Source organism: Methylobacterium sp. GXF4 (genome assembly GCF_000272495.1).
Classification (GTDB): Bacteria; Pseudomonadota; Alphaproteobacteria; order Rhizobiales; family Beijerinckiaceae; genus Methylobacterium; species Methylobacterium brachiatum.
Window position 1 is genome coordinate 1 of record NZ_AKFK01000047.1, and the last position, 24,938, is coordinate 24,938.

A 24,938-nucleotide genomic window follows, 5' to 3' on the forward strand; every position below is an offset into this window, starting at 1 on the left:
GGAGAACTTTTCCTTGCCCATGATTCCCATTCCTGCGGCGGGGACCACGCTGTTCCCCGGATCCTGGTCGGCCGCCCCGAACGTGAAGAGGGGCGAAAAACGCGGTCCGCTTAGAGGCTCGGCCGCTCGCGATCAAGGTCCGGCGCGCACGAGGCCCCCGGTGCGACGCCGTCTGTCAAGCGCCGAGCCGCCACATTGGACCGCGCGGATACTGATGCTCACCACTTCCAGTGGACACTTTCGAGACACAGTGTGGCTTGCAGGGCATAGCGGATCTGAAGCGGCCGAGCTTAAGTGGCGACAACCACTGGTCACCCGGGTCCCGCAAACATGATGAAGAAGTTCCTCCTCGCCACCGCCGCCACGGCGCTGGTCTCGACGGCCGCCGTCGCTGCCGACCTGCCGCGTCGCGCCGCGCCGCCGCCGGTCTTCACTCCGGTTCCGGTCTTCACCTGGACGGGCTTCTACGCGGGTCTCGAGTCGGCCTACACCTTCACCGACCGCGAGCGCATCACCACGGTCGGCGTCCTGCCGGGCAACGCCGCCAACGTCGCGCTGGGCCGCCGCCCGGCCGTGACCTCGACCACGCAGGACGGCTTCGCCAACATCGGCGGCACCGCCGGCTACAACTATCAGTTCACGCCGGGCTCCGGCATCGTGGTCGGTATCGCCAACAGCATCGACTGGACCGACATCACCAAGAACCGGGTCGTGCTCGGCACCGGTAACGTCGCCGGCGGCCCGCCGAACCTCAGCCAGTTCCGCCAGAGCCTCGACTGGCTCGGCACCCTCACCGGCCGCGCCGGCTACGCCTTCGACCGGGTCCTGGTCTACGGCATGGGCGGTCTCGCCTACGGCAACCTGTTCCACGACGCGAACTTCTACACCCCGGGCGGCGCCCTGCAGTTCGCCGGCCGCTATGACGACTTCAAGACCGGCTTCGCCTATGGCGGCGGCATCGAGTTCGCGATCCCGACCGACAGCTTCCTGAACAACTTCGCGGTCGGCAAGTATCTCGGCATCAAGTACGACGCCGTGACCATCAAGGCCGAGTACCTGCACTACGACCTCGGCAGCCAGAGCGTCCTCGTCGCCGCGCTTCCGGGCGTCGGCAACGGCTCGTACATCTCGCGCTTCCGGACCGAGGGCAGCATCGTCCGCGCCGGCTTCAACTACAAGTTCGGCGGCTTCTAGGACCGAGCCGAAAGGCGCAGCCCGGGAGCGAACCGCCCGGGCTGACATTCGCGGGCGCGTGCCGGGATCGGCGCGCGCCCGTCTTGTTTTCGGGCTGTCGCGAGACGGCCTAGCAGGCGCGCAGATGCGCGATGAGCCGGGCCGCCGCTTCGTCCGGCGTGCCGGTGTTGAGGATGGTCAGGTCGGCCCGGACCCGGGCCTCGCGGGCCAGGCGCGCGGCGAGGTCGCCGTCCTCCGGACGATTGCGGGCCGCGATGCGGCTGGCCAGAATCTCGGGGGGCGCCGTAACCTCGACCACGCTGACCGGAACGGTGCCGCCCCGGGCCTCCTCGACGATGCGGCGCGAGACGTTGCAGACCACGACATGCCCGCCGGCGGCGAGATCGGCGGCCTGCGCGGGAATCGCGTAGCCGAGGCCGTGGGCGCGCCAATGCAGGGTGAAGGCGCCGGACGCGCAGCCGGTCTCGAAGGCGGCCGCGTCGATCTCGTCGTTGTCCTCGTCGCCGGAGGGCGGCCGGGTCACGAGGCGGCGGGGGAAGACGTAGCGCGGGTCGCCCGCCAGCTCCGCCCGGGCCAGCCGGATCAGCGTATCCTTGCCGGCGCCGCTCGGGCCGACCACCAGGACCAGGCAGCCCGCCATCAGGCGACCCGCTGGCCGGCGCGCCAGACCTCCCGGACCACCGGCACCCCTTCCGCGCGCTGGACCCGCACCAGGTCGGCCCGCAGGCCCGCCTGCAGGGCGCCGCGGTCGGTCAGGCCGGTGGCACGGGCGGGATTGGCCGTGACGGTGGCCAGCGCCTGCGGCAGCGAGATCGCGGGCGCCTGCTCGGGCAGCAGGAACGCTGCCATCAGCAGGCTCGCCGGCACGTAATCCGACGACAGGATGTCGAGATGGCCGGCCTCGGCCAGCGCCAGGGCGGCGACGTTGCCGGAATGCGAGCCGCCGCGGATCAGGTTCGGCGCGCCCATCATCACGGTGATCCCGCGCCCGTGGGCGGCCTCGGCGGCCTCCAGGGTGGTCGGGAACTCGGCCAGCGCCACGCCCTCGCCGGCGGCGAGCTCGACATCGGCCAGGGTCGTGTCGTCGTGGCTCGCCAGGGGGATGCCCATCTCCTGGGCGAACTGGACCAGGGCCGGACGGTTGCGGCCGTTCAGCGCCTGCCCCTCCCGGATCTTGCGCTCGGTGTTGACCCGGATCTCCTCCAGGGTGCGGCCGCCCCGCGTGGCGTAGGTGTAGTACTTCTCCATATCCCGGAACTGGCGCTGGCCCGGGGTGTGGTCCATCAGCGAGATCAGGCCGATCGGGTAGCGCGCGTTGAAATCCGCCACCGTGTCGAGCACGTCCGCGGACGGCAGCTCGCAGCGCAGATGCGTGTAGTGCTCGGCCCGGAACAGGTCGCCGGCGCGCGCGGTCTCGATCGCCGCGGCGAGCTGCTTCAGCTCGGAGCCGAGACCGCTGCCGTCGGGGTCGCTGCCGGCGCGCAGGGAATCGAACACCGTGGTGATGCCCGAGGCGGTGATCTGCGCGTCGTAGGCGAGCACCGCGCCGAGGGGATGCCAGCGGACCTTGGGCCGGGGCGCGAAGTGGCTCTCGAGGTGATCGGTGTGCAGCTCGATCAGCCCGGGGATCAGGTGGTCGCCGCCGAGGTCGAGGCCGCGCTCGGGCGCGCGCCCGGTGCCGATCTCCGCGATGAGTCCGTCGGTCACGGCGAGCCAGCCGTGCTCGACCCGGTCCGGCAGGACCAGGATCGCGTTCTCGAGGATCAGGTCGCTCATCGGAACTCCTCTACAGCCTCGTCCCGCACGGTGGCATCCAGCGTTCGGAAAAAGACGATGTGAATCACAGGTCTAGCGCGTCGTGCCGGCTCCGATTCCCGCCACGCCGCGCTAGGCCGCCCGGGCTTGCGCGAAGCGCGTCACGTCGACGATTCGCGTCGCCACAGCATCGCGCATCTCGCTGTCGTGAAAGATGCCGAGCACGCCGGCCCCGGCGGCCAGCTTCTCGCGCACGAGCGCGGCCACCACGGCGCGGTTGCTGGCGTCGAGGGAGGCGGTGGGCTCGTCGAGCAGGAGCAGCGGCCGGTCGGCGATCAGCCCCCGGGCGATGTTCACCCGCTGCTGCTCGCCGCCGGAGAAGGTGGCGGGCGGGAGGCTCCAGAGCCGCTCGGGCAGGTTGAGCCGGGCCAGCAGATCCTGCGCCCGCGCGCGCGCCGCGTCCTCGGACAGGCCGCCCTCGCGGCCGGCGGCCTCGACCACGTCGAGGGTCGAGACCCGGGGGATCACCCGCAGGAACTGCGACACGTAGGCGATGACCCGCGCCCGCAGGGCCAGCATCCGGCGCGGATCGGCCCGTACCACGTCCACCACCGCGTCGCCGTCGCGGACCAGGATCGCGCCGGCATCGCAGCGGTAATTGCCGTAGGCCATCTTCAGGAGAGAGGACTTGCCCGCCCCGGAGGGGCCGCCGAGCACCACGCACTCGCCCGGCGCCACCGAGAGGCTCACCCCGCCCACCACCGGAAGAACGACGCCGCCGCGCAGGTGCAGGGTGAAGCTCTTGGCGACGTCCTGGAAGGTCAGAAGCGCGGTCATGCGGCGAGCACCGAGGAGACGAGGAGCTGGGTGTAGGCGTGCTCGGGATCGTCGAGCACCCGGTCGGTCAGGCCGGTCTCGATCACCCGGCCGGCGCGCATGACGATGATCCGGTGCGAGAGCAGCCGCGCCACCGCGAGGTCGTGGGTGACGATGATCACCGCCAGGCCGAGCTCGGCCGAGAGCCGCCGGATCAGGTCGAGCAGCCGGGCCTGGACCGAGACGTCGAGCCCCGAGGTCGGCTCGTCCATCAGCACCAGCCTCGGGCCGGTGACGAGGTTGCGGGCGATCTGCAGGCGCTGGCGCATGCCGCCGGAGAAGCGCGTCGGCGGATCGTCGATCCGGTCGGCGGCGATCTCGACCCGGCCGAGCCAGTCGAGCGCCTGCCCGCGGATGTGGCCGTAATGGCGCTCGCCGACCCCCATCAGGCGCTCGCCGACATTGCCGCCGGCCGAGACCGTCATGCGCAGGCCCTGGGCCGCGTCCTGGCGCACGAAGCCCCAGTCGGTGCGCATCAGCGCCCGGCGCTCGGCCTCGCTCAGGCCGGCGAGGTCGCGCAGCACGCCGTCGCGCATCCGGTAGGAGACCGTCCCGGCATCCGGCGCCAGCTCGGTGGCGACGAGGGAGAGCAGCGTCGACTTGCCGGAGCCGGATTCACCCACGATCGCCAGCACCTCGCCGGGATCGAGGTCGAACGACACGTCGGCGCAGCCGAGGCGCGCGCCGTAGCGCTTGGTCAGGCCGCGAACCTGCAGCAGGGGCTCGCTCATCGGGTCACCTCTGCGGCGTCGGGCACGAAGGGCGGATCAAGGCGGAAGCTGTAGCCGTAGCGCTCGAAGCCGAGGCTCTCGTAGAAGGCGTGCGCCGGCTTGGCGTCGACATTCGAGGACAGGGCGAGCTTGTAGCAGCCCCGGGCCTGGGCGATGCGGAACGCCTCGCGCATCATCGCCCGGCCGAGGCCGCCGCCGCGATGCCCGGACGCGACCACCACACTCTCGACGAGGGCCGACGGCATGCCCCAATGGGCGATGTTGTCGAGGATGACGAGGCAGAAGGTGCCGACGATCCCGCCGTCGACCTCCGCCACGTAGAGCCCGTAATCGGGATAGGCTGTGACGATCCGGTCGAGGAGCGCCTCGGCCTGATCGCTTGTCGCCACCCGGCCGGCATTCAGCTCGGCGTAGAGGGCGAGGACAGCCGGAAGGTCGGGCTTTCCGGCCCGGCGGACCGTGAGGCCGGTCATACCGCGTCTCCCGTGCCGACATGGCCGTCCGCGCGGCGCCCCTCGCAATGGTCGGTGTCCGAGCAGACGAACATCCGCCGGCCGGCATCGTCGAGCAGCATCTCGTCGAGATAGACGCCCTCGGCGCCGCACAGGGCGCAGGGCTGGTCGAATTGCTGCACCCGGAACGGATGGTCCTCGAAGTCGAGGCTGCGCACCGAGGTGTAGGGCGGCACCGCGTAGATGCGCCGCTCGCGCCCCGCCCCGAACAGCTGCAGGGCCGGGCAATCATCCATCTTCGGGTTGTCGAATTTCGGCGTCGGCGACGGGTCCATCACGTAGCGGCCGGCGACCTCCACCGGGTAGGCGTAGGTGGTGGCGATGTGGCCGTGGCGGCTGATATCCTCGTAGAGCTTCACGTGCATGGCGCCGTACTCGCGCAGGGCGTGGAGCTGGCGGGTCTCGGTCTCGCGCGGCTCGAGGAAGCGCAGAGGCTCGGGGATCGGCACCTGGTAGACCAGCACCTGGCCCTCGCGCAGGGGCGTCTCCGGGATGCGGTGGCGGGTCTGGATGATCGTCGCCTCGGTGGTCCGGGTGGTGGTGGCGACCCCGGAGGTGCGGGCGAAGAAGCGCCGGATCGAGACCGCGTTGGTGGTGTCGTCGGCGCCCTGGTCGATCACCTTGAGCACGTCCGCGCGCCCCAGGACCGCCGCCGTGACCTGCACGCCGCCGGTGCCCCAGCCGTAGGGCATCGGCATCTCCCGGGAGGCGAACGGCACCTGGTAGCCCGGCACCGCGATGGCCTTGAGGATGGCCCGGCGGATCATCCGCTTGGTGCCCTCGTCGAGGTAGGCGAAATTGTAGCCGGCTTCGGATCGGCTCGGCTCGATCATCGCTGTCGCGCTCACTCGGCCGCCTCCTGCACGCTGTCTGAATCTCGAAAAAACTCGGCGCGCAGGCGCCGGACCAGCTCCAGCTCCGCCTGGAAGTCGACGTAGTGGGGCAGCTTCAGGTGCTCGACGAAGCCGGTGGCCTGGAGGCTGTCGCAATGGGCGAGCACGAATTCCTGGTCCTGGGCCGGGCTCGTCACGGGCTCGCCGAGCTCCGCCGCCCGCAGCGCCCGGTCGACCAGGGCCATGGCCATCGCCTTGCGCTCGCTCTGCCCGAAGGTGAGCCCGTAGCCGCGGGTGAATTGGGGCGGCGTCGTCCCGGAGCCCGAGAACTGGTTGACCATCTGGCACTCGGTGAGCCGGATCCGGCCGAGCGGAACCGGGAAGCCCAGCTCCTCCGGCACGAACTCCACCGCCACGTCGCCGACCCGGACCTCGCCCACGAACGGGTGAGTGCGGCCGTAGCCGCGCTGGGTCGAGTAGCCGAGGCCGAGGACGAAGCCCTCGTCGCCCCGGGCCAGGGCCTGGAGGCGCAGGGCCCGGTCGGCCGGGTAATCCACCGGCTCCCGGGTGAGGTCGCCCACGGGGGCGCCATCATCCGGAGGCGAAGGCTCGATCAGGCCGTCCTGGGCCAGCAAGTCGGTGACCCGCGGGCAGGTGCCGGCATCGTCGCGCGGCTCGGCCTCGGCGGCGGGCTCGACCGTGCCCGCGCCGGCGAGCGCGAAGTCGATCAGCCGGTGGGTGTAGTCGAAGGTCGGCCCGAGCACCTGGCCGCCGGGCAGGTCCTTGAAGGTCGCCGAGACCCGCCGCGCCACCGCCATGGCGCCGGTATCGACCGGCTTCGAGGCGCCGAACCGCGGCAGCGTCGTCCGGAAGGCGCGGACCAGGAAGACCGCCTCGACCACGTCGCCGCGGGACTGCTTGAGGGCCAGCGCGGCGAGGTCGGGATCGTAGAGCGAGCCCTCGGCCATCACCCGGTCGACCAGGAGCGTCATCTGCTCGCGGATCTGCGCGACGGTGAGTTCCGGCACGGCCGGGTCGCCCCGGCGGGTCTCGGCGAGCAGCCGGTGGGCGTTGTCGATGGCGGCCTCGCCGCCCTTCACAGCCACATACATCGGTCAGCTCTCCGTGACGGCGGTGGAGCGCGGGAGGCCGGCGACGCGGCCGGGGGCGGTGAGGATCAGGTCGATTCCCAGGGGGAACCCGGCGCGGTTCTCGGCCAGCTGCCCGACGAACCGCTCCGGCAGAGGCGCGAGCGCGATCCGCGTCGTACCGTCGATCCCGGGACCGGTGAGACGCAGCCCCTCCCCGGCCGTGATCGTGTCCAGAGCCAGCACCAGGGTGGTCGAGGTGTCGGGATAGGCCGGCGTGCCCGGCGCGAAGCGGACGAACGGCGGGCATCGGGCCGGATCGCGGATCAGCGCGAAGGCCGCCCGGGCCGGGTCGTCGGTGAGCGGCGCCCCGGTGTGGAAGCGGAGATAGGCGGCGACCTCGGGCGCGGCCGCGAGGCCGGAATCGAGCCAGACCGGTGTGTCGGCATCGGTGAGCGCCAGCGCGATGGCGGCGAGTTCCGGGGTCAGCGGCGCCGGGGGTTCCAGCCCGGCCTCGAGGCGCCGGGGCAGGCCCGGGCGGGCGAGGGCATCCATCACGGCGCGGAACGTCCCCTGCGCGTCGTGGACCGGATCGGCGAAGCCGGGTGCGAGCATGCTCAATCCTCCCCGCGGGCCAGCGTCAGGAAATCGACGCGGGTGGCGGCGGTGCGACGGGCCGCCCGATGGCGGGCGGCCTCGGCCTTCTCGGCAGCCGACCGGAGCGCGTCCTCGACCCGGGCGCGACGGGACGGATCCTGCCAGAGCGCGTCGAGGGTGGCGGCGAGCCGCGCCTTCATGCGGTCGCGGCCGAGATGGTAGGCGAAGCCGGTGGCCCCGTCGGGGAGCCGGATCGCCGCCCGGGTCACGCTGACCTCGCCGAGATTGAACGGCCGCCCGTCGCCGCCGATTCGGCCCGTGGCCATCACCAGCCCGGTCTCGGGCGGGCGCAGGTCCTCGATGGGCGGGGCTGCGAGGGTCTGCAAGGCGGCGTCGAGGTCGTCCCGGCTCGCATCGGCGCAGAGCGCCATCACGGCCCGGCGGGCCGCACTCTCATCGGGGCCTTGGTGAAGCGGGCTCGTCGCCATCGCGAATCCCTCTGTCGATCTGTTGTCTAGTCGTGTAGACAACTAGCGTGCCGGGCGCAAATGAAGTTTGGATGACAGGATGGATGCACAGGAGCAGGCGCCCGGCCTCGTCCGGGGCGAGGGGCTGACGGCGTGGCGGCAGATCGCCGACGCGCTGACCGCCGATATCGCGGCCGGGCGCTACGCGCCGGGCCAGCAGATGCCGACCGAGGCGGCGCTCGCCGCGCGCTTCGCGGTCAACCGGCACACGGTGCGGCGGGCGCTCGCCGCCCTGGCCGAGAGCGGCCTCGTGCGCGCCAGCCAGGGGCGCGGCACCTTCGTGGAGGAGGCGCCGCTCGCCTACCCGATCGGCCCGCGCACCCGCTTCTCCGAGATCGTCACCGGGGCCGGGCGCGAGGCCTGGGGCGACCTGCTCGCCTCGGCCATCGTCCCGGCCGGCCCCAAGCAGGCGGCGGCGCTGGCGATCGAGCCGGGTGCGCCCATCCTCGAATTGCTGACGATCCACCGGGCGGACGATGCCCCGATCTCGACCGCGCAGACCTGGCTGCCCCTGCCGCGCTTTTCCGGCTTCGCCGCAGCTTACGCCGAGCGCGGCTCGATCACCCGCGCCTTCGCGGCCTGCGGGGTCCACGATTACACCCGCCTCTCGACGCGGATCCGCGCCCGTCCGGCCGATGCCCAGGAGGCGGAGCGCCTCGACATCGCCCCCGGGCGGGTGGTCATGGTGGTGTCGAGCGTCAACATCGACTCCGCGGGCGTGCCGATCCAGGCGAACCGCACGCTGTTCGCCGCCGACCGGGTCGAGCTGGTGATCGGCGGCTGAAATCGCTCAGCGCGCCGCCGGCCCGATGATCGCCCGGCGCAGGCGGGTCGAGACCCAGTCGATCGCCGCCACGGTGGCGAGGATCATCAGCACCAGGAACGCGACCTGCTGCAGCTCCAGGACGCGGATCAGCTCGGTCAGGTACTGGCCGATGCCGCCCGCCCCGACGATGCCGATGATCGTGGCCGAGCGGGTGTTCGATTCGAAGAAATACAGCACCTGGCTCGCCAGCACCGGCAGCACCCCGGGGATCAGCCCGAAGCGGATGCGGTGCAGGGCCGAGCCGCCCGAGGCGACGACGCCCTCGCCCGGCCGCCGGTCGCAGGTCTCGATCGCCTCGGAGAACAGCTTGCCGAACGCCCCGAAATCCGAGCACGCGATGGCGAGCATCCCCGCGAAGGGGCCGAGGCCGACGACGTTGATCCAGATCAGCGCCCAGATCAGCACGTCGACCGAGCGCATCACGTCGAGGCCCCGGCGCACGGCGAAATGCGCGAACAGGTTGGGCACGACGTTGCGGGCGGCGAGCAGCGCCACCGGGAAGGCCAGGATCGCCGCCGTCAGGGTGCCCAGGAAGGCGATGCCCAGCGTCTCGCCCAGGGCGTGCACGAAGGTGCCGAGATGCCCCTCCGGCGAGGGCGGCAGCATCAGCAGCGCGAAGGAGCCGAGGCGCCCGAGCCCGTAGAGGAGGCGCGCGGGCGACATCTCGAACTGCCAGGCGCCGAAGCCGGCCAGCCCGATCAGGCCGCCGAGAAGCAGCGCGGCGCGCAGGCGCGCGGGCCAATCCGTCCGGAACTGCGCCGGGTAGCGGGCGCGCAGGCGCGCGAGCTCGGCCCGAGCCTCGGCCCGCAGGGTTTCGGAGCGGGCCTTGCTCATCGGGCCTCCTCGGTGCCGGTCAGCCGGTGGCGGACCTGCTCGGTGGCGAGGTCGATGCAAATGACGGTGAGGATGATCAGGCCGAGGATCGCGCTGACATCCGCGTAGTAGAAGTTGCGGATCGCGGCCAGAAACTCCTGCCCGATGCCGCCGGCGCCGACGAAGCCCAGCACCGCCGCCCCGCGCACGTTGATCTCGAAGCGCAGCAGCGCGTAGGAGGCGAAGTTTGACAGGACCTGCGGCAGCACGGCGAAGCGCACGGTCTCGATCCAGCTGGCCCCCGAGGCCGACAGGCCCTCGACCGGCCGCATGTCGATATTCTCGACCACCTCGGAGAACAGCTTGCCGAGCGCCCCGGTGGTGTGGACCGCCAGGGCCAGCACGCCGACCATCGGGCCGAGCCCGAAGGCGATGACGAACAGCAGCGCGAACACCACGTCGGGAATCGTGCGGCACACCTCGAGGAAGCGCTTGGCGATGAAGCGCACCGTGGGCGACCGCACCAGGTTGGCGGCGGCCACGAAGCTGAGGGCGAAGCCCGCGAGGCCGCCCAGCAAGGTGCCGAGATAGGCCATCAGCACGGTCTCGCCGAGCAGGGCGAGCCATTTGGGCAGGCCCCAGTACCAGGCGCGCACATCCTCAAGCGGATGCTCGAGACCGACGGGCGGCCAGATCTGCGCGAGATAGGCGGTGAACTTGCCGATATTCTCGGCGAAGACGAGCGGCCGCACTTCGGCGGCGAGGGCCGCGAGCAGCGCCAGCACCGCCACGACGGCGAAGCTCGCGAGCGTGCGGCGGCGGGCGGCGCCGCTCGCCGCCGCGTACAGGCCGGAGAGGGCGGCTTCCCGCTCCAGCGGCAGGGGTGTCAGGCCGCGCAAGGCGGGTTTCCGATCAGGCTTGCGATCAGGACTTCTTGCACTGCTCGTCGTTGAACTTCAGCATGTCGATGATCGGCTGGTAATCCTTGAGCGTCACCGGGGTGAGGCTGAGATCCTTGCCGTCGGACAGCTTGTCGAACGCCGCCTTGTCGGCGGTCGGCATGTCGAGGAAGGCCTGGCGGATCTTGGCCTTCAGGTCGTCCGGCAGGCTCGCCAGCACGGCATAGGGGCCCTCCGGCAGGAAGTCGGACTTGAACACCACCCGGAAATCCGACTTCTGCATCGGCGTGCCGTCGGGCTTCTTCAGCATGCCCTTCGTGATCATGCGGGTCACGATCGAGTCGGTCTCGGAGTTCCACAGGTTCGCGGCGGCGTCGACGGTGCCCTGGGTCAGGGCCAGGACGGCATTCTCGTGGCTGCCGGCAAACACCGCCTTGGCGAAATGCTTGTCCACGTCGAAGCCGGCCCGCTTCAGGAAGAAGCGCGGGGCCTGGTTGCCGGAGGTGGAGTTCGGATCGACCAGGGCGAGGTTCTTGCCCTTGAGGTCTTCGATCGTCTTGTACGGGCTGGAGGCCAGCGTGTAGATCACCGAGTAATAACCCGACGCGCCGGTCTCGTGCTGCGGGTTCACCATCGGATCGACCTTCACGCCGGTCATCACGGCCCGGGCGAAGGAAGCCGGCCCGTAGAACGCGATGTGGATGTTGCCGGCGCGCTGGCCCTCGATCACGGCGGCGTAGTCGCTGGCGACCCGCAGCTTCACCGGCACGCCGACCGCCTTGCTCAGGTAGTTCGCCAGGGGGGCGTAGCGGTCGTTGGTGCCGCTGGCATTCTCCATCGGGATGACCGCCAGGGTCAGCTCGGGATACTTGGCCTTCCAGTCCTGGGCGGCGGCCGGCAGGCCGAGGAGGGCGAGCGCCGCGGCCGCGGCGGCGAGGGTGCGTCGGGTGATCATCGTGTGGTCCTCGGGTGATGGATCGGCCGGCCGCCGGGCGGCGGCATGCCGGTGGTGAGGCGGTGGCGCCCGCAACGCGGCGCGAACCGGGTGAAAGCCCGGATCAGGAGCGTTTGCGCTGCTCGTCGTTGGCCTTCAGCATGTCCATGACCGGCTGGTAGTCCTTGAGCGTCACCGGGGTGACGCCGAGATCCTTGCCGTCGGAGAGCCGGTTGAACGCCGCCGTGTCGGCCTTGGGCAGATCGACGAAGGCCTGGCGGATCCTGGCCTTCAGGTCGTCGGGCAGGGTGGCCAGCACGGCGTAAGCGTCCCCGGGCAGGGCGCCGGACTTGAACACGATGCGGAAGTCCGACTTCTGCATCGGCTTGCCGGCGGCGTCCTTCACGACGCCCTTGGTGAGCATGCGCGTGAGATTGCTGTCCGTCTCGGAGTTCCAGAAGTTCGCCGCCGCATCCACGGTGCCCTGGGTCAGGGCCAGAACGGCGTTCTCGTGGCTCCCGGCATAGACGGCCTTGCCGAAATGCGTGTCGACGTCGTAGCCGGCCTGCTTCAGGAAGAAGCGCGGCGCCTGGTTGCCGGAGGTGGAGTTCGGATCGACCAGGGCGAGCTTCTTGCCCTTGAGGTCCTCGACCGTCTTGTACGGGCTGGAGGCCAGGGCGTAGATCACCGAGTAATAGCCCGCGGTTCCGGTCTCGTGCACCGGGCTCACCATCGGCTCGAGCTTTACCCCGGTCATCGCGGCACGGGCGAGCGAGGCCGCCCCGTAGAACGCGATCTGGATGTTGCCGGCGCGCTGGCCCTCGATCACCGCGGCGTAGTCGCTGGCGACCCGCAGCTTCACCGGCACGCCGAGCGCCTTGGTCAGGTAAGCGGTCAGGGGCGCGTAACGGTCGGCCGTGCCGCTGGCGTTCTCCGCGGGGATCACCCCCAGGCTCAGCTCGGGATACTTGGCCTTCCAATCCTGGGCGGCGGCCGGCAGGCCGAGCAGCGCGAGCGCTGCCGCGGCGGCGAGGGTGCGTCGGGTGATCATCGTGTGAGTCCCAGATCCGTATCAGGCGCTGGATCGGCCGACCGCAATCGGCACACCAAGCCAGGCGCTTCCCCGCCCTGTCATTTCTAGCGTTTTGGTCCCGACGCCGCCGGCTCAGGCGCCGATGGCGGCCTCGCGGATGGGCTGGACCGGCACGAGGCCCGGGAGCCCCGGCATGGCCGCCCGCTGCTCCGCCTCGCGCTCGGCGGAATCGTCCAGCACCTCGCCGGCCTCCAGGCCGTAGAGGCGGCGCGCCACGTCCTCGGTGAGGTCGAACGGGCCGCCATCGAACACCACCCGGCCGGCGGCGAGCCCGACGAGGCGGTCGCAATAGGCGCGGGCGAGGTCGAGCGAGTGCAGGTTGCACAGGACCGTGATGCCGTAGCGCCGGTTCACCGCCGCCAACGCGTCCATCACCAGGCGGGTGTTGCGCGGATCCAGGGACGCCACCGGCTCGTCGGCCAGCAGGATCTCCGGCTCCTGCACGAGGGCCCGGGCGATGGCGACGCGCTGTTGCTGCCCGCCCGACAGGCCGTCGGCCCGCTGGCCGGCGAACTCGCCCATGTCGAAGCTCTCGAGGGCGGCGAGCGCCATGGCCCGGTCCTCGTCGGACCACATCCGGAGCAGGGACCGATGGGTCGGCACATGGCTGAGTCGGCCCATCAGGACGTTGTTCATCACGTCCAGCCGGCCGACCAGGTTGAATTGCTGGAAGATCATGGCGCAGCGGGTGCGCCATTCCCGCAGGGCCCGGCCCGTCAGGCCGGTGACGTCGCGGCCGTCATAGAGGATGCGGCCCGAGCTCGGGTCGGCAAGCCGGTTGATCAGGCGCAGAAGTGTCGATTTGCCGGCTCCAGACCGGCCGATCACGCCCACGAAGGTCCCGCGCTCGATCTGCAACGAGACACCGTCCACGGCCCGGCGGCCGCCGTACTGACGCGTGAGATCCTCGACGACGAGCATTCATGTCCATCCGCTGCGGAATGCGCGCAGCTAAACGCCTCTTCGACGACGATTGGATGACGAATACCATCCGAGTTATTTAGTCGGCGCACCAAAGCAGCGGCCGCGCAGAGCGCTGTGCTCTATGTCCCGGACCAACTTGTGTACCGCTCCAGGAAATCCTCGATCGAGAGCGTGCGGAAATCCGGCAGCGCGCGGCGCAGGCGCTCGTGGTCCCAGTCCCACCAGGCGAGTCGCTCCAGGCGCTCGGCGATCGGCTCCGGAAAGCGGCGCCGCACCGGACGGGCCGGGTTGCCGACGACGATCGTGTAGGCCGGCACGTCGCGGGTCACGATCGCCCCCGCGCCGATTACGGCGCCGGTGCCGATGGTGCGGCCGGGCAGCACGACGACCCCGTGGCCGATCCAGACATCGTGGCCGATGGTCACCGGGCTGGACCGGCGGCGCTCGAAGAAGGATTCCTCGTCCACCTCCTCCGGCCAGTAGGCATGGGCCCGATAGGTGAAATGCGCCTGGCTCGCGCGCTCCATCGGGTGGTTGCCCGGGTTGATCCGGACGTGGGACGCGATCGAGCAGAACTTGCCGATGGTGGTGTAGATCACCTCGCCGTCCTGGCTGATGTAGGAATAATCGTCGAGGACGGTCTCGGTCAGGCGCGTGCGGGCGCCGACCTCGGTGTAGCGGCCGAGATGACACTCGGTGACCCGGGCGCTCGGGTCGATCGCGGGCGTGAGGCCCAGATAATGCTCAGCCATGGGCGCCCCCGAAGGGCAGGCGCGCCAGGAGCCGGAACGGCTCGGACCCGTCCTGGGACAGGAGGCACACGGCGTCGATCACCACGGGTTCCGGCCCGGAGGCGGCGTAGGCCTCGGTCAGCCGGCGCAGCCAGGCGGCGCGGCCGGGCTCCGGCAGGGCATCGGTCAGCGTCATGTGGAACCGGAAGGCTTCGAAGACATACGGGTAGCCCCAGCGGGCCAGGAGCGCGCGGCCGCGCGGATCGAGGCGCTCCGGGCGGCGCTTGGCGCGCTCGGCCTCCGAGAGCGGCGCCCGCAGCGGATCGAGGGCGGCGACGCATTCGGCGGCGAGCAGGCCGAGCTCCGGCGGCGGGGCGTCGGGCACCAGGGCGAGGAACGGCCCGAGCGCCGCGACCCGCAGCGGGCCGAGCGAAACCGGCGGGTGCCCGGCCGCAAGGTCCCGGGCGGTCGCGAGAAGGTCGGCCTCCTCGGCCGCCGGGGCGAGGCGCATCGGCGCCTTGAGGGTCGCGTGGAACCCGTAGATCCGGGCCCCCGCGGTGACCGCGGCGAGGTCGCCGAGCCCGTCCGGAGGCGGGACCGGGGCGCCGGCGACGTTGTCGTAGCCCAGCACGGCATTGCCGAAGGCCGCGAGCCCCGAGCCGGGCGCGGGGAGCCAGTAGAGGGCGTAGCGGCGCGTCATGTCCCGACCTCCGGCTCCCGCGCGGTCACGCCGTCGGCGCGCAGGCGCGGTCGACGCTCGCCCGGCGGGGGCGCACATCCATGGCGTTGCCGCGCCACACGATGGCGCTCTGCACCCAGGCCCCCAGCCAGATCGCCGGGATCAGGGCGTCGCGCGCCAGGAAGGCCGCCCACATCCGCGGCCCGCGATGCCAGCCCGCGCGGGCCGCGAGCCGGTCTTCGGCGCCATAGCACAGCCCGGCGAGGGCGGCAGCGCCCGCGAGCCCGGTCAGGCTGCCGGCCCAGAGGGCGATCAGGAGCGCCGGCAGCAGGACGCCGCTGCCGATCTCCGGGGCGAAGAACAGCGGGAAGGTCACCCGCCGCAGCCGCGCCCAGCGCAGCTGCCGGGCCCAGACCTCACGGAAGCCGCGGGGCCCGAGCGGCTGCTCGAACGGGCTCGCGACCAGATGGACGCGCTTGCCCGCCGCCCGCACGAGCTTGGTGGCGGCGGCGTCCTCGGCGATCTCGGAGGCCAGCGCCTGCAGGCCGCCCTGGGCCTCCAGGAAGGGCTTGTGCCAGAGCATGCTCTTGCCCTGCGCGAAGCCCAGGCCGAACGCCTCGGCAGCGTATTGCCAGCGCGCCTGCAGCGTATTGAGGAAAGCGCATTCGACCTCGGCCATGAAGCTGCCCGGACGGGCGCCCGCCGGGGTCGAGCAGACGAGGCCGGTCTCGTCCCGCCAGGCCGCCTGGAGCCGCTGGAGGTAGTCCGGCGGCATGGCCACATTGGAATCGGCCAGCACGACCCAGTCATGCGCGGCGGCGCGCCAGCCGCGCAGGCAATTGTTGAGCTTCGGATTGTCGCTGATGCGCTCGTCGCCGAGGATCAGCCGGGCCGGCACCTGCGGGTGGTCGGCGATCAGGCGCTGCACCCGCGGCACGATCGGATCGTCGGGATCGGCCACGCAGAAGATCAGCTCGTAGGCCGGATAGGCGAGGTGGAAGCTGCGGGCCAGCATCTCGTCGCTGAACGCCTCGATCCCGTGGAGCGGGCGGACCAGGGATACGGGGGCGCCGGCCGGGAAGGTGGAGGCGCCGCGGACCTGGCCGATGCGCCGGCCCGCGATCGCGATGCTGGCGATCTGGACGAGGGCCAGGATCGCGCCGAGGGACAAAGCCGACACCGTGGGGTCAATCATGCGGATCCCTCGTGTACGCTCGTGATCGGCCCGGCTCGCCGGCGAGCGCGCGTCGCATCAACGACTTAGAGCCGCACCCAGTCCGGGCGCGGCTCTAGCGGCCGGACCGCGTCAGTCGTGTGACAGAGCGCCCATCAGAACCGGAGGGTGAAATTGCCCTTCACGGCCTGGTCCTGGGCGCGGGCGCCGACCTGGCCGGTATAGGCCACGCCCAGGCTGGCGTTGGGCGCCACCGCCAGGTCGAGCCCGGCGCCGGCCACCAGCGCGTCCCGGTCGATCGGGACGCCCGCGCTCAGGAAGGAAGGCCCGCTGCCGAAGCTCAGCAGAGCCGTCGGCACCACGTCCCCGAACGCCCGCCGGTAGCCCAGCTGCCCGTGCGCCGTCAGCGGAAGCCCGAAGCCCAGATCCAGGCTGGTCTGCGCCCGCACCCCCGCCGTCACCGCGCCGAGGTCGTAGTCGCGCGCGTAGCTCACCAGCGCCGCCGCGCCCCCGGTCTCCGCGAACCCGTCGCGCCGGATGCCGATATAGGCCCCGCCCACGAACGGCTCGATATACGAGGCCGCCACCGCCGGCCCGTCCTTCGAGACCAGGGCCGAGGCCGCGCCGAACGCGAACCGGTAGCCGATCTCGCCGAACCCCTGGACGGTGTGGCCGCCGCCATGGCCGGTCGGGCTGTCCGACAGGCCGTAGAGCACGCTGCGCCGGGTGCGGGTGTCGGTATCGGCGTAGAGGGCGCCCAGCCGCACCGAGACCGGGCCGAACGCGTAGCCGCCGTAGACGCCGCCGAAGCCGCTCTTGAGCGTCGCGCTCTCCGCCCGGGCACCGCCGCCCTGCCGGCCGGCGCTGTCGAGGTTGGTCTCGGTGTAGCCGCCGACCAAGCCGAACCGGACCCCGCTCGGCAGCCGGATGTCGGCGCCGAGCGCGAAGCCGGCGATCTGCCGGTCGAGGTCGAAGGCGTTGCCGCCCCCGCCCGCCGTGCCGAACGCGCCGAAGCCCTGGCCCCAGAGGCCGAACACCTGCGGGTCGAGGGTGCGCACCGGGACCTGGGCCACCGGCGGCGCCCGGCCGGGCAGGTCGGCGGTGTAGGCCGCCGGGACGGTGCCGTAATCCAGGCCCGGGGCGTCGCCCCCCCGGCGCAGGCGGTCGAGCACCGCCTCGCGCACGAAGAACGCGGTCTCGTAGGCGGCCGAGACCGTGCTGGCATGGATGTCGCCGGAGAGCGCCCGGAAGCCGTCGGCGGCCTCGTCGGTGGTGAAGGCCAGGGCGGCGTCGTAGGCCCGGCCGGCGCCGGCCGCCTGGATCGCGTTGGCGGCGGCGATGCCGTTGCGGCCGGTGGCGCCGGCGGCGAGCGGCACGTCGTTGCGGGTGAGGGTCAGGTCGACCTCGTTGGGGCGGTAGCGCAGGCCCGGGGACAGGAAGGCGAGGTTGGCGGTGACCCCGTCGAACCGGCCGGAGACGCCGCCGGCGGCGGTGAGGATCGCGTAGGTGGTGCGCGGGTTGTAGGTGCCCGAGGCCGCCTGCACCTGCACGGTGCCGCCGGCCAGCGTCGCGGCGCCGCCGGCGGCGATCCTGTCGGCCTGTCCGGCGGCGTTGGCCTCGACCCGGTAGGTCGAGCCCGGGGCGAAGGCGACCGCGCCGGCGACGGTGAGCGTGCCGATCGAGTTGCCCGGCGCCACCGTACCGCCCGACAGCGCGTTGACGCCCCCGACGCTGCCCGAGCCGCCCAGCAGGCCGCCGGCATTGACCGAGACGGTGCCCGCGATGGTGCCGTTGGCGTAGAGCGCGCCGCCATTGCCGATGCCGACATCGATGCCGAGGCGGTCGGTGGCGTCCATGCGCAGGGTGCCGGTGACGTTCCCGAAATAGCCGGCGGCGGCGTAGAGGTCGATGCGGCTCCAGTAGCTCAGCGGGCTGCCGTAGAAGGCGGCCAGCGCGTTGGTCTCGGTGTTGACGACGACCTGGTTGATCGTGTCGGTCGAGAGCTGGCCGTAGAGGCCGCCCTGGGGGGCGAGGGTGCGGGCGGCCGCGGTCGATCCGCCGTAGAGCGGGGCCAGCAGGATCGAGGCGTCGGGCCCGCCCGCGGGGGCGGCCTCGCGCGGGGCCTGGGCGAAGGACAGGGTCGGCAGGCCGTAGGTCAGGCGGGCCTGGTAGGCGGCCTGGTTGGCGGCGGAGGGGATGTAGGGGTTGCCCGTGATGTTGGGCGCCCCGGCCGCGCAGGCCGCGACGGTGTTGCCGCACTGGGCGGCGAGGTAGGCCTGGATCTGGCCCTGGGCCTGGACGAACTGGTTGGGCAGGTTGAGCGCGACGCCGGTCACCGCGGCGTTGTTGATATAGGCCGGGTTGGTGAAGGCCTGGGCGAGGTCGTAGGCCGACAGGGCCCGGCTGCCGATGACGTCGAGCGGGTAGTGGACGCCGAGGACGATGCGGCTCTCGCCGTACTCGGAGGCGCGCAGCAGCAGGCTCTGGTATTGCTGCGGCACCAGCATCGCCAGCAGGTAGCCGCTGGTGAACGCGTAGGTGGTGTGGCCGCTCGGGAAGGACGGGTTCGTGGCGATGCCGTTGAGCGCCGTCGGATCGAACGCGTTGAAGCGCTTGGGCGCGACCTGGACGGGGCGCGAGGATCCGTAGACGTCCTGGCCGGGTTGGGTGTTGTTCACCCCGTAGGCGAGATCGTAGACGCTGTTGGTGGTGTTGGGCAGGCCGTTATAGGTCGGCAGCGTGTAGCCTGCCGGCGCGACCGCGGGCACCGCCACGTAATTGGCCGGGGTCACGCTCGGATTGTTGGCCGCGCCGTTGGCGAAGTAGTTCTTGGCGACGCCCAGGTTGTTGCCCGTGAACGTGTTGGCATTGACCAGCAGGTTGACCACGCTGCCGAGGGCGCCGGCGGCGCCCTGGGCGACCCCGCGCTGGTAGATCGGTCCGAGCTGCGTGCCGAGGCCGCCGACGAGCTGCTGCGGGACGATGCCGTTGATCGGCGTCTGCCTGGGCAAGCCACCGCCGATATTGGCGGCGACGCCGTAGATGCCGAGCCCGACCGAGGACAGGTTGTTGCTGGCCGAAGCGAGGAGGTTCTTGTCGCTGATCGCCAATTGCTGCCGGGCGAGCCCGGCACCGTTGTTCAGCGCCGCCGTCTGCGACAGGTTCTGGTCCAGCGTCGCCTGCCCGGTCGCCGTCGCGTTGAGCGACAGGAACGGCGACAGCAGGTTGAGGACGTTGACGTCGGAGGCCGTCGTGTTGACGGTCTGCGCCTGCACACCCGAACCGCATGCGGCGACCATCAACGCCGCGATCGAGACCCCGTAGCGAAACGTCATTCCCGGCCCCCAAGCCTGCGACCATTCGGCCCGCGGCGGGAGATTTAACGAATTCTACGGATGCGAATGCGTCATAATCCATTCACATTGCGCTGAATCACGGGATGTATCTCCCGTGCAACAGGCGCTTATCTTAGCCGGCATAAATTTTCCGGTCGCGTTGCTTGCACGTTGCTTCATGCATGCCAGCCGCCGATGACCAAAGCTTCCAACGACTGGTCGAGTCCGTGGCATCGCCCAGCGGACGGCTCGCGTTATCTGCGGACAGATGTCAGTCCTCGGCATCCGCAGTGGGTGCCGCCGTATCAGTAAACACACCGGCCCTGGACTATAGGAGGACCGACTGAACTTGGTCCCAATTGATAGCTTCGTATTATCGGCCATAGACACGCGAATATAATGCTGCCGTGAATCGGCCCGGTAAAACGTCACTGAACCGTCATCGCGTAATCCTAATCCCGCCCCGCTTCCGAAGACGATTCAACGCGAGGGCCCATGTCCGATTCCGCCGTAATGCCGCAGCCGGTGGCGGGAGGCAGGCCAGCGAGCGGTCCGCGTCTCGACCACGGGATGCATCTGGGTGGCGTGGTCGCCTTCCTGGCCGTCCTGGTGGCCGGGCTCGGCTACGCGGTGGTGAGCCTGATCACCGACATGAACGCGGTCGGCGAGGCGCCGCTGGCCTACGGCGCCTTCGCGCTGCTCGGCCTCGCCCTGCTGATCGCCCTCGCCTTCGAATTCGTGAACGGGTTCCACGACACCGCCAACGCGGTGGCGACCGTGATCTACACCCACTCGATGCCGCCGCTGGTGGCGGTGGTCTGGTCGGGCTTCTTCAATTTCCTGGGGGTGATGCTGTCCTCCGGCGCGGTGGCCTACGCCATCGTCACCCTCCTGCCGGTGGAACTGATCCTCCATGTCGGCTCGGGGGCCGGCTACGCGATGATCTTCGCGCTGCTGCTGGCCGCCATCATCTGGAACCTCGGGACCTGGGCCTTCGGCCTGCCGAACTCTTCGTCGCACGCGCTGATCGGCTCGGTCCTGGGCGTCGGACTGGGCAACCAGCTCATGAGCGGCGGCACGGGCACTGCCGGGGTCGATTGGGGCCAGGCGCTCAACGTGTTCAAGGCGCTGCTGTTCTCGCCGGTCTGCGGCTTCGTCCTGGCCGCGGCGCTGCTGCTCGTCCTGAAATTCCTGGTGCGCCGCAAGGACCTCTACGAGGCCCCCAAGGGTGAGGCGCCGCCGCCGATCTGGATCCGCGGCATGCTGATCCTGACCTGCACGCTGGTGTCGTTCTTCCACGGCGGCAATGACGGCCAGAAGGGCATGGGCCTGATCATGCTGATCCTGATCGGCGCCGCGCCCACCGCCTACGCGCTGAACCGGACCATGTCGGACGACACGACCCCGGCCTTCATCGAGGCCTCCACGTCGGCGAGCCAGGTCTTCGCCGCCCGCGCCGCCGGCGCCCCCCAGCCGGACGCCGTGCAGGCGCGCCGGACGGTGACGGACGCCCTGAAGACCAAGAACCTGAACCAGCCGCCGGTCTACGCCGCCCTCTCGGCGCTCGCGACCGACATCGCCGCCAGCGTGAAGAATTACGGCGCGATCCGCACCGTGCCGGCCGCCCAGACCGAGAACATGCGCAGCGACATGTACCTCGCCGCCGACGCGGTGCGGCTGCTGCCGGGCGCCGGGGTGGAGTTCTCGGACCCCGAGAAGGCGACCCTGAAGACCTATACCGGGCTGCTCAACAACGGCACCCGCTACATCCCGGGCTGGGTGAAGGTCTGCGTCGCCCTGGCGCTCGGGCTCGGCACGATGGTCGGCTGGAAGCGCATCGTCGTCACGGTGGGCGAGAAGATCGGCAAGACCCATCTCACCTACGCCCAGGGCGCCTCGGCCGAGATCGTGGCCGCGGGCACGATCGGGCTCGCCGAGCTCTACGGCCTGCCGGTCTCGACCACGCACATCCTGTCCTCGGGCGTGGCCGGGACGATGGCGGCCAACGGCTCGGGCCTGCAGATGTCGACGGTGCGCAACATGGCGCTCGCCTGGGTGCTGACCCTGCCGGCCGCCATCACGCTGGCGGCGAGCCTGTATTTCCTGCTGCGCCACGTCTTCTGACGGGTTCGGGCTCGCGGTGCAGGATCCTGCGCCGCGGGCCCGGAAGCACGCAGCGCGCTGTCGAGACGGACAGGGCCGTTTCCGTGGTCGACGGAAACGGCCCTGTCCGTTCTGGTCCCGATGTCTCGGGTGGTTACGGGCGCGCCATGGCGCGCACGAAGGCCAGGCAGGTGCGGCGCGCGGCGACGGTCTCGATCGCCATGAAGGCCGTCACGAGATCCGCGGCCTGAGCGACCGTCTCGCCCGGTGCGCGCTCGTCCGGGAAGAACGCGTCGACCGGCAGATGGAGCGTGTCGGCGATGCGTTCCAGGATCGCCGCAGAGCGATCCGCCTCCGGATGCCGGCAAACCGGCTGGGACATGGCGCGGGCCGCCATTCAATCCACCTGATGACCGAGCTGGATCGCCCGGGCGATCTCGGAGCGCCGCGCGGCGTAGCCGGGGGCGACCATCGGGTAGTCGGCGGGCAGGCCGAACTTGGCGCGGTAGCGCTCGGGCGTCAGGCCGTTGGCGGTGAGGTGACGCTTGAGCGTCTTGTAGGACCGGCCGTCGATGAAGCTGATCAGGCCGTCCCGGCCGATCGAGGCCTCGATCTGCTCGGCGGACGCGCCGGTCCAGCCCGCGGCGCGGCCGGTGGGGTTCTTCTGCAGCACCGCGATGGCCGTGTGGACCTGGTCGATCAGCACCGGCAGGTCTCCCGCCCCCACGGGGTTCCGCGACACATAAGCGGCGACGATCGCGCCGACTTTCTCGATCAGCAAGGAAGAGCGGGGTTCGGTTTGATTGATCATGTCAGGTGTCGCTGTTCAACATTTCGTTACTAATGGCCCGCGTTGCCGACCGACGGCCCGAAGATCCGCCCCAGTGATCGACATCCGCCGGACACCCCACCGACGGTGAGTTGCCACGCGAACCTCAAGTTGCTTGAGTGCATCTCTTGAGGTGAGAAACAATATACAATATGTGCCCGACGGCGCTTGTCTGAAGACGCGGATCCCTTGTCCTCGCCGCGCGAAATGCCGGTCGATAAAAAAATTTACTAATGGAAGCACTGTTTTCGACCGAGGGCCTTAACCCGTTGCACAGCTTTCGGCAGTGGCGGGATGCAATCTCTGGGTGGGGCGTGCCCCTCGAACAGTCGCGCCTCGACGACGGGCCGTTCACCGGCAAGCTCGAGGCCGCCCGCCTCGGGCCCCTGTCGTTGATGCGGATCACCAACAGCGCCATCCGCAGCGAGGCGACGCGCGAGCAGATCCAGCGCACCGGCAAGGATGGCACGGTCGTGGTGATCTTCAAGCTCGCCGGCGTGTCAATGCTCGGCCAGGATGACCGGTCGACCGTGCAGCGACCCGGCGACATGGTGGTGATCGATCATCGTCCGGCGACCCACGAATCCCATGCCGGCAGCCAGGCGCTGCTCCTGGAGCTGCCGCGCGAGCGCCTGGAGAGCGTTCTGGGATCCACGCGCCTCTATACGGCCATGGCGATGGGCGCGGACGTCGCCTCCACCGCGGTGACAGTCAAATTCGTCCACGAGCTGGTCCGCCTGCGCGCCCAGCTCGATCCCGAATCGGCCGCCCGGATGGCATCGATCGGCGTCGACCTGATCGTCGCCAGCATCGCCGAGCGCCTGGCGCTCGAAGTGTCCCGGCCGATGCAGGGGACCGTCGTGGTCCAGCGCGCCAAGGCGTATGTCGAAGCCCATCTCGGCGACCCGACCCTGGACCCGCCGCATCTGGCGGCCGCGGTCGGCGTATCCTTGCGTCGGCTCCAGGAATTGTTCCACGCGCGCGGCCAGCACATTTCCGACTGGATCTGGCAGCGCCGGCTCGAGGCTGCCGCCAAGCAGCTGGCCGATCCGAGCGGCGCCCATATCCAGATCGGAGCCGTGGCCTTCGGCTGCGGCTTCGCGAGCCAGGCCCATTTCTCCCGCCGCTTCAAGGAGCACCACGGCATGTCCCCGCGCGAGTACCGGATCGCGGCCCTCCTGGGCACGCCGTAGGGGCGTCCGCCCCATCGCGGCGGGGCGCGGGCCGCAACGGACGCCCGCATGACCGCACGATGCCCGGGCGTGCTGCAGGGCGGCCACGGCATGTGTTGCCCCCCCGCAGGATGCTTGGTGGCCCATGAAAAAGCAGAGTGGCATTTGCATCGGCAGGGGAAATTTTGATATAGGCCCCTGCAACACCTTGCTCAGGTGGCGGCGAGCCCGGTCGATATTTGATCTAGATCAATATAAATGCCGCCAAGCAATCAAATATCCAAAACAATACTTCAGAACCACATAACGCGATGACCCCGCACATCATATTTGTGAAAACGGAATTATCTTTATGAGACTATTGTTTTCAACCGACAATCTTCCTGTCAATACCAGATTCAAACGGTGGCTGGAGACACTGGAAGAGCAGCGCCTGCCCCTCGAGCAGGAGCGGCTCGGCTCCGGTCCGTTCGAGGCCAAGCTGGAGAGCGCCACCCTCGGCCCTCTGACGATGACGCGGGTCTCGGAGGGCCCCCTCCGCAGCGAGGCGACACCGCGCGCGATCCGTCGCCTGGGCGACGAGGGCTGGATCAGCGTGGCCTTCACCCTCGCCGGCGCGACGACGGTCGGGCAGCGGGATCGGACATCGAAGCAACGCCAGGGCGACCTAGTCGTGATCGAGCATCAACCGACGGTGATCACGACGAGCCCCGGCAACCAATCGCTCTACCTGAAGATGCCGCGCGAGCGCCTGGAGAGCGTGCTCGGGCCGGCCCGCCGCTACGCGGCCCTGACCGTGGGCGCCGAGCTGGCCACCGCGACCCTGGCGATGAGCTTCTTCGAGGAGCTGAGCCGCATGCATCACCGGCTCGATCCCGTCACGGGCGCCCGGATGGGGTCGATCGGCGTCGACCTGATCGTGGCCAGCATCGCCGAGCGGATCGCCCTGGACGCGCCCCTGCCGGCCAGCGGCGACATCCTGGTCCAGCGGGCCAAGGCGCATGTCGAAGCGCATCTCGGCGACCCCGCTCTCGATCCGCCCCGGCTCGCGGCGGCGGTCGGCGTCTCGCTGCGCCGGCTCCAGGCGCTGTTCGACGAGCGCGGCCAGCACGTCTCCGACTGGATCTGGCAGCGCCGTCTGGAAGTCGCGGCCGATCGCCTGGCGGACCCGACCTGCACCCACCTGACGATCGACACCCTGGCCGGCGGCTGCGGCTTCGCCAGCCGGGCCCATTTCTCCCGCCGGTTCAAGGGCCGGTTCGGCCTGGCGCCCAGCGACTTCCGGCGCGCCGTCGGGCTGGGTCTGCAATAAC

The 24,938-nt window shown here is 70.7% G+C and carries 25 protein-coding genes; 5 read left to right on the plus strand and 20 right to left on the minus strand.

All coding sequences use genetic code 11. The features are described 5' to 3' along the window. The first annotated feature begins 330 nt into the window (after positions 1-330). Entirely contained in the window at positions 331-1,194 is an 864-nt protein-coding gene (locus WYO_RS05825) for a porin family protein (RefSeq protein ID WP_007560184.1), read from the plus strand. Positions 1,195-1,303: 109 nt separating this feature from the next. Here the strand turns inward: WYO_RS05825 and phnN are convergent, their stop codons facing one another. From phnN to phnG, 9 genes are all read right to left on the minus strand, one after another. Next, complete coding sequence (gene phnN, locus WYO_RS05830; protein WP_007560186.1) at positions 1,304-1,834, minus strand: phosphonate metabolism protein/1,5-bisphosphokinase (PRPP-forming) PhnN; 531 nt, start codon at positions 1,832-1,834, stop codon at positions 1,304-1,306. Next, entirely contained in the window at positions 1,834-2,970 is a 1,137-nt protein-coding gene (locus WYO_RS05835) for an alpha-D-ribose 1-methylphosphonate 5-triphosphate diphosphatase (protein WP_007560188.1), read from the minus strand. The genes phnN and WYO_RS05835 overlap by 1 nt, the downstream gene beginning before the upstream one ends. A 111-nt stretch (positions 2,971-3,081) precedes the next feature. Next, positions 3,082-3,786 carry a phosphonate C-P lyase system protein PhnL gene (phnL, locus tag WYO_RS05840; RefSeq protein ID WP_007560190.1) on the minus strand — a complete coding sequence of 235 codons (705 nt, stop codon included), beginning with the start codon at positions 3,784-3,786 and terminating at the stop codon, positions 3,082-3,084. Further along, the gene (gene phnK, locus WYO_RS05845) at positions 3,783-4,556 is read right to left on the minus strand and encodes a phosphonate C-P lyase system protein PhnK (protein WP_007560192.1); all 774 of its coding nucleotides are present in this window, start codon (positions 4,554-4,556) and stop codon (positions 3,783-3,785) included. The genes phnL and phnK overlap by 4 nt, the downstream gene beginning before the upstream one ends. Beyond that, positions 4,553-5,029: a GNAT family N-acetyltransferase gene (locus WYO_RS05850; protein ID WP_007560194.1), complete on the minus strand. Its 477-nt coding sequence runs from the start codon at positions 5,027-5,029 to the stop codon at positions 4,553-4,555. The genes phnK and WYO_RS05850 overlap by 4 nt, the downstream gene beginning before the upstream one ends. Continuing rightward, positions 5,026-5,901 (minus strand): alpha-D-ribose 1-methylphosphonate 5-phosphate C-P-lyase PhnJ, encoded by an 876-nt coding sequence (locus tag WYO_RS05855; RefSeq protein WP_039902374.1) that lies wholly within the window; start codon positions 5,899-5,901, stop codon positions 5,026-5,028. Before WYO_RS05855 ends, WYO_RS05850 begins: the two co-directional genes overlap by 4 nt. Positions 5,902-5,912: 11 nt before the next feature. Continuing rightward, the gene (locus WYO_RS05860) at positions 5,913-7,013 is read right to left on the minus strand and encodes a carbon-phosphorus lyase complex subunit PhnI (protein WP_007560198.1); all 1,101 of its coding nucleotides are present in this window, start codon (positions 7,011-7,013) and stop codon (positions 5,913-5,915) included. A gap of 3 nt (positions 7,014-7,016) precedes the next feature. Continuing rightward, positions 7,017-7,604 carry a phosphonate C-P lyase system protein PhnH gene (gene phnH / locus WYO_RS05865; RefSeq protein WP_007560201.1) on the minus strand — a complete coding sequence of 196 codons (588 nt, stop codon included), beginning with the start codon at positions 7,602-7,604 and terminating at the stop codon, positions 7,017-7,019. A gap of 2 nt (positions 7,605-7,606) precedes the next feature. Next, on the minus strand, positions 7,607-8,074 hold the full coding sequence (gene phnG / locus WYO_RS05870; RefSeq protein ID WP_007560203.1) for a phosphonate C-P lyase system protein PhnG: 468 nt from the start codon (positions 8,072-8,074) through the stop codon (positions 7,607-7,609). 79 nt (positions 8,075-8,153) lie between these two features. On the opposite strand from phnG, the gene phnF reads away from it, so the two are divergent. Further along, positions 8,154-8,897 carry a phosphonate metabolism transcriptional regulator PhnF gene (phnF, locus tag WYO_RS05875; protein ID WP_007560205.1) on the plus strand — a complete coding sequence of 248 codons (744 nt, stop codon included), beginning with the start codon at positions 8,154-8,156 and terminating at the stop codon, positions 8,895-8,897. A 6-nt stretch (positions 8,898-8,903) separates the two neighbouring features. Here the strand turns inward: phnF and phnE (WYO_RS05880) are convergent, their stop codons facing one another. The 9 genes from phnE (WYO_RS05880) to WYO_RS05920 form a co-directional block, all read right to left on the minus strand. Continuing rightward, positions 8,904-9,773 (minus strand): phosphonate ABC transporter, permease protein PhnE, encoded by an 870-nt coding sequence (gene phnE / locus WYO_RS05880; protein WP_007560207.1) that lies wholly within the window; start codon positions 9,771-9,773, stop codon positions 8,904-8,906. Next, positions 9,770-10,651, minus strand: coding sequence for a phosphonate ABC transporter, permease protein PhnE (gene phnE / locus WYO_RS05885; protein WP_007560209.1), 882 nt, complete (start codon positions 10,649-10,651; stop codon positions 9,770-9,772). The genes phnE (WYO_RS05880) and phnE (WYO_RS05885) overlap by 4 nt, the downstream gene beginning before the upstream one ends. Before the next feature lie 25 nt (positions 10,652-10,676). After that, complete coding sequence (gene phnD, locus WYO_RS05890) at positions 10,677-11,606, minus strand: phosphonate ABC transporter substrate-binding protein (RefSeq protein WP_007560211.1); 930 nt, start codon at positions 11,604-11,606, stop codon at positions 10,677-10,679. Between the two features lie 103 nt (positions 11,607-11,709). After that, on the minus strand, positions 11,710-12,636 hold the full coding sequence (gene phnD, locus WYO_RS05895; RefSeq protein WP_007560213.1) for a phosphonate ABC transporter substrate-binding protein: 927 nt from the start codon (positions 12,634-12,636) through the stop codon (positions 11,710-11,712). A gap of 114 nt (positions 12,637-12,750) precedes the next feature. Beyond that, a complete protein-coding gene (phnC, locus tag WYO_RS05900) occupies positions 12,751-13,599 on the minus strand; it encodes a phosphonate ABC transporter ATP-binding protein (protein WP_007560215.1) in 849 nt (282 codons plus the stop codon). A 122-nt stretch (positions 13,600-13,721) separates the two neighbouring features. Further along, positions 13,722-14,354, minus strand: coding sequence for an acetyltransferase (locus WYO_RS05905; RefSeq protein WP_007560216.1), 633 nt, complete (start codon positions 14,352-14,354; stop codon positions 13,722-13,724). After that, on the minus strand, positions 14,347-15,033 hold the full coding sequence (locus WYO_RS05910; protein WP_007560218.1) for a DUF1045 domain-containing protein: 687 nt from the start codon (positions 15,031-15,033) through the stop codon (positions 14,347-14,349). Before WYO_RS05910 ends, WYO_RS05905 begins: the two co-directional genes overlap by 8 nt. A 25-nt stretch (positions 15,034-15,058) precedes the next feature. Then, positions 15,059-16,207: a ceramide glucosyltransferase gene (locus WYO_RS05915; protein WP_007560220.1), complete on the minus strand. Its 1,149-nt coding sequence runs from the start codon at positions 16,205-16,207 to the stop codon at positions 15,059-15,061. 134 nt (positions 16,208-16,341) lie between these two features. Then, positions 16,342-19,521, minus strand: coding sequence for an autotransporter domain-containing protein (locus WYO_RS05920; RefSeq protein ID WP_007560222.1), 3,180 nt, complete (start codon positions 19,519-19,521; stop codon positions 16,342-16,344). A gap of 495 nt (positions 19,522-20,016) precedes the next feature. On the opposite strand from WYO_RS05920, the gene WYO_RS05925 reads away from it, so the two are divergent. Next, positions 20,017-21,645 carry an inorganic phosphate transporter gene (locus WYO_RS05925; RefSeq protein ID WP_007560224.1) on the plus strand — a complete coding sequence of 543 codons (1,629 nt, stop codon included), beginning with the start codon at positions 20,017-20,019 and terminating at the stop codon, positions 21,643-21,645. A 133-nt stretch (positions 21,646-21,778) separates the two neighbouring features. Here the strand turns inward: WYO_RS05925 and WYO_RS05930 are convergent, their stop codons facing one another. Next, the gene (locus WYO_RS05930; protein WP_244424080.1) at positions 21,779-22,006 is read right to left on the minus strand and encodes a hypothetical protein; all 228 of its coding nucleotides are present in this window, start codon (positions 22,004-22,006) and stop codon (positions 21,779-21,781) included. A 15-nt stretch (positions 22,007-22,021) separates the two neighbouring features. After that, on the minus strand, positions 22,022-22,435 hold the full coding sequence (locus WYO_RS05935; protein WP_007560228.1) for a MucR family transcriptional regulator: 414 nt from the start codon (positions 22,433-22,435) through the stop codon (positions 22,022-22,024). A 251-nt stretch (positions 22,436-22,686) separates the two neighbouring features. Between WYO_RS05935 and WYO_RS05940 the strand changes: the two genes are divergently transcribed. Together WYO_RS05940 and WYO_RS05945 are read left to right on the plus strand one after the other, a co-directional pair. Beyond that, positions 22,687-23,646, plus strand: coding sequence for a helix-turn-helix domain-containing protein (locus WYO_RS05940; RefSeq protein WP_007560230.1), 960 nt, complete (start codon positions 22,687-22,689; stop codon positions 23,644-23,646). Between the two features lie 331 nt (positions 23,647-23,977). Continuing rightward, positions 23,978-24,937: a helix-turn-helix domain-containing protein gene (locus WYO_RS05945; protein ID WP_007560232.1), complete on the plus strand. Its 960-nt coding sequence runs from the start codon at positions 23,978-23,980 to the stop codon at positions 24,935-24,937. The last annotated feature ends 1 nt before the right edge of the window (position 24,938 follow it).

What these genes read in the sequence shown, in the direction of transcription:
- WYO_RS05915 (WP_007560220.1), bottom strand. Translation starts at nt 16,207, where the DNA reads ATGATTGACCCCACGGTGTCGGCTTTGTCCCTCGGCGCGATCCTGGCC.
- phnD (WP_007560211.1), bottom strand. Translation starts at nt 11,606, where the DNA reads ATGATCACCCGACGCACCCTCGCCGCCGCGGCCGCGGCGCTCGCCCTC.
- WYO_RS05935 (WP_007560228.1), bottom strand. Translation starts at nt 22,435, where the DNA reads ATGATCAATCAAACCGAACCCCGCTCTTCCTTGCTGATCGAGAAAGTC.
- WYO_RS05855 (WP_039902374.1), bottom strand. Translation starts at nt 5,901, where the DNA reads ATGATCGAGCCGAGCCGATCCGAAGCCGGCTACAATTTCGCCTACCTC.
- phnC (WP_007560215.1), bottom strand. Translation starts at nt 13,599, where the DNA reads ATGCTCGTCGTCGAGGATCTCACGCGTCAGTACGGCGGCCGCCGGGCC.
- WYO_RS05910 (WP_007560218.1), bottom strand. Translation starts at nt 15,033, where the DNA reads ATGACGCGCCGCTACGCCCTCTACTGGCTCCCCGCGCCCGGCTCGGGG.
- phnG (WP_007560203.1), bottom strand. Translation starts at nt 8,074, where the DNA reads ATGGCGACGAGCCCGCTTCACCAAGGCCCCGATGAGAGTGCGGCCCGC.
- WYO_RS05905 (WP_007560216.1), bottom strand. Translation starts at nt 14,354, where the DNA reads ATGGCTGAGCATTATCTGGGCCTCACGCCCGCGATCGACCCGAGCGCC.
- phnN (WP_007560186.1), bottom strand. Translation starts at nt 1,834, where the DNA reads ATGGCGGGCTGCCTGGTCCTGGTGGTCGGCCCGAGCGGCGCCGGCAAG.
- WYO_RS05945 (WP_007560232.1), top strand. Translation starts at nt 23,978, where the DNA reads ATGAGACTATTGTTTTCAACCGACAATCTTCCTGTCAATACCAGATTC.
- WYO_RS05925 (WP_007560224.1), top strand. Translation starts at nt 20,017, where the DNA reads ATGTCCGATTCCGCCGTAATGCCGCAGCCGGTGGCGGGAGGCAGGCCA.
- WYO_RS05825 (WP_007560184.1), top strand. Translation starts at nt 331, where the DNA reads ATGATGAAGAAGTTCCTCCTCGCCACCGCCGCCACGGCGCTGGTCTCG.
- WYO_RS05940 (WP_007560230.1), top strand. Translation starts at nt 22,687, where the DNA reads ATGGAAGCACTGTTTTCGACCGAGGGCCTTAACCCGTTGCACAGCTTT.
- phnH (WP_007560201.1), bottom strand. Translation starts at nt 7,604, where the DNA reads ATGCTCGCACCCGGCTTCGCCGATCCGGTCCACGACGCGCAGGGGACG.
- WYO_RS05850 (WP_007560194.1), bottom strand. Translation starts at nt 5,029, where the DNA reads ATGACCGGCCTCACGGTCCGCCGGGCCGGAAAGCCCGACCTTCCGGCT.
- WYO_RS05860 (WP_007560198.1), bottom strand. Translation starts at nt 7,013, where the DNA reads ATGTATGTGGCTGTGAAGGGCGGCGAGGCCGCCATCGACAACGCCCAC.
- WYO_RS05920 (WP_007560222.1), bottom strand. Translation starts at nt 19,521, where the DNA reads ATGACGTTTCGCTACGGGGTCTCGATCGCGGCGTTGATGGTCGCCGCA.
- phnE (WP_007560207.1), bottom strand. Translation starts at nt 9,773, where the DNA reads ATGAGCAAGGCCCGCTCCGAAACCCTGCGGGCCGAGGCTCGGGCCGAG.
- phnD (WP_007560213.1), bottom strand. Translation starts at nt 12,636, where the DNA reads ATGATCACCCGACGCACCCTCGCCGCCGCGGCAGCGCTCGCGCTGCTC.
- WYO_RS05835 (WP_007560188.1), bottom strand. Translation starts at nt 2,970, where the DNA reads ATGAGCGACCTGATCCTCGAGAACGCGATCCTGGTCCTGCCGGACCGG.
- phnL (WP_007560190.1), bottom strand. Translation starts at nt 3,786, where the DNA reads ATGACCGCGCTTCTGACCTTCCAGGACGTCGCCAAGAGCTTCACCCTG.
- phnK (WP_007560192.1), bottom strand. Translation starts at nt 4,556, where the DNA reads ATGAGCGAGCCCCTGCTGCAGGTTCGCGGCCTGACCAAGCGCTACGGC.
- WYO_RS05930 (WP_244424080.1), bottom strand. Translation starts at nt 22,006, where the DNA reads ATGTCCCAGCCGGTTTGCCGGCATCCGGAGGCGGATCGCTCTGCGGCG.
- phnF (WP_007560205.1), top strand. Translation starts at nt 8,154, where the DNA reads ATGGATGCACAGGAGCAGGCGCCCGGCCTCGTCCGGGGCGAGGGGCTG.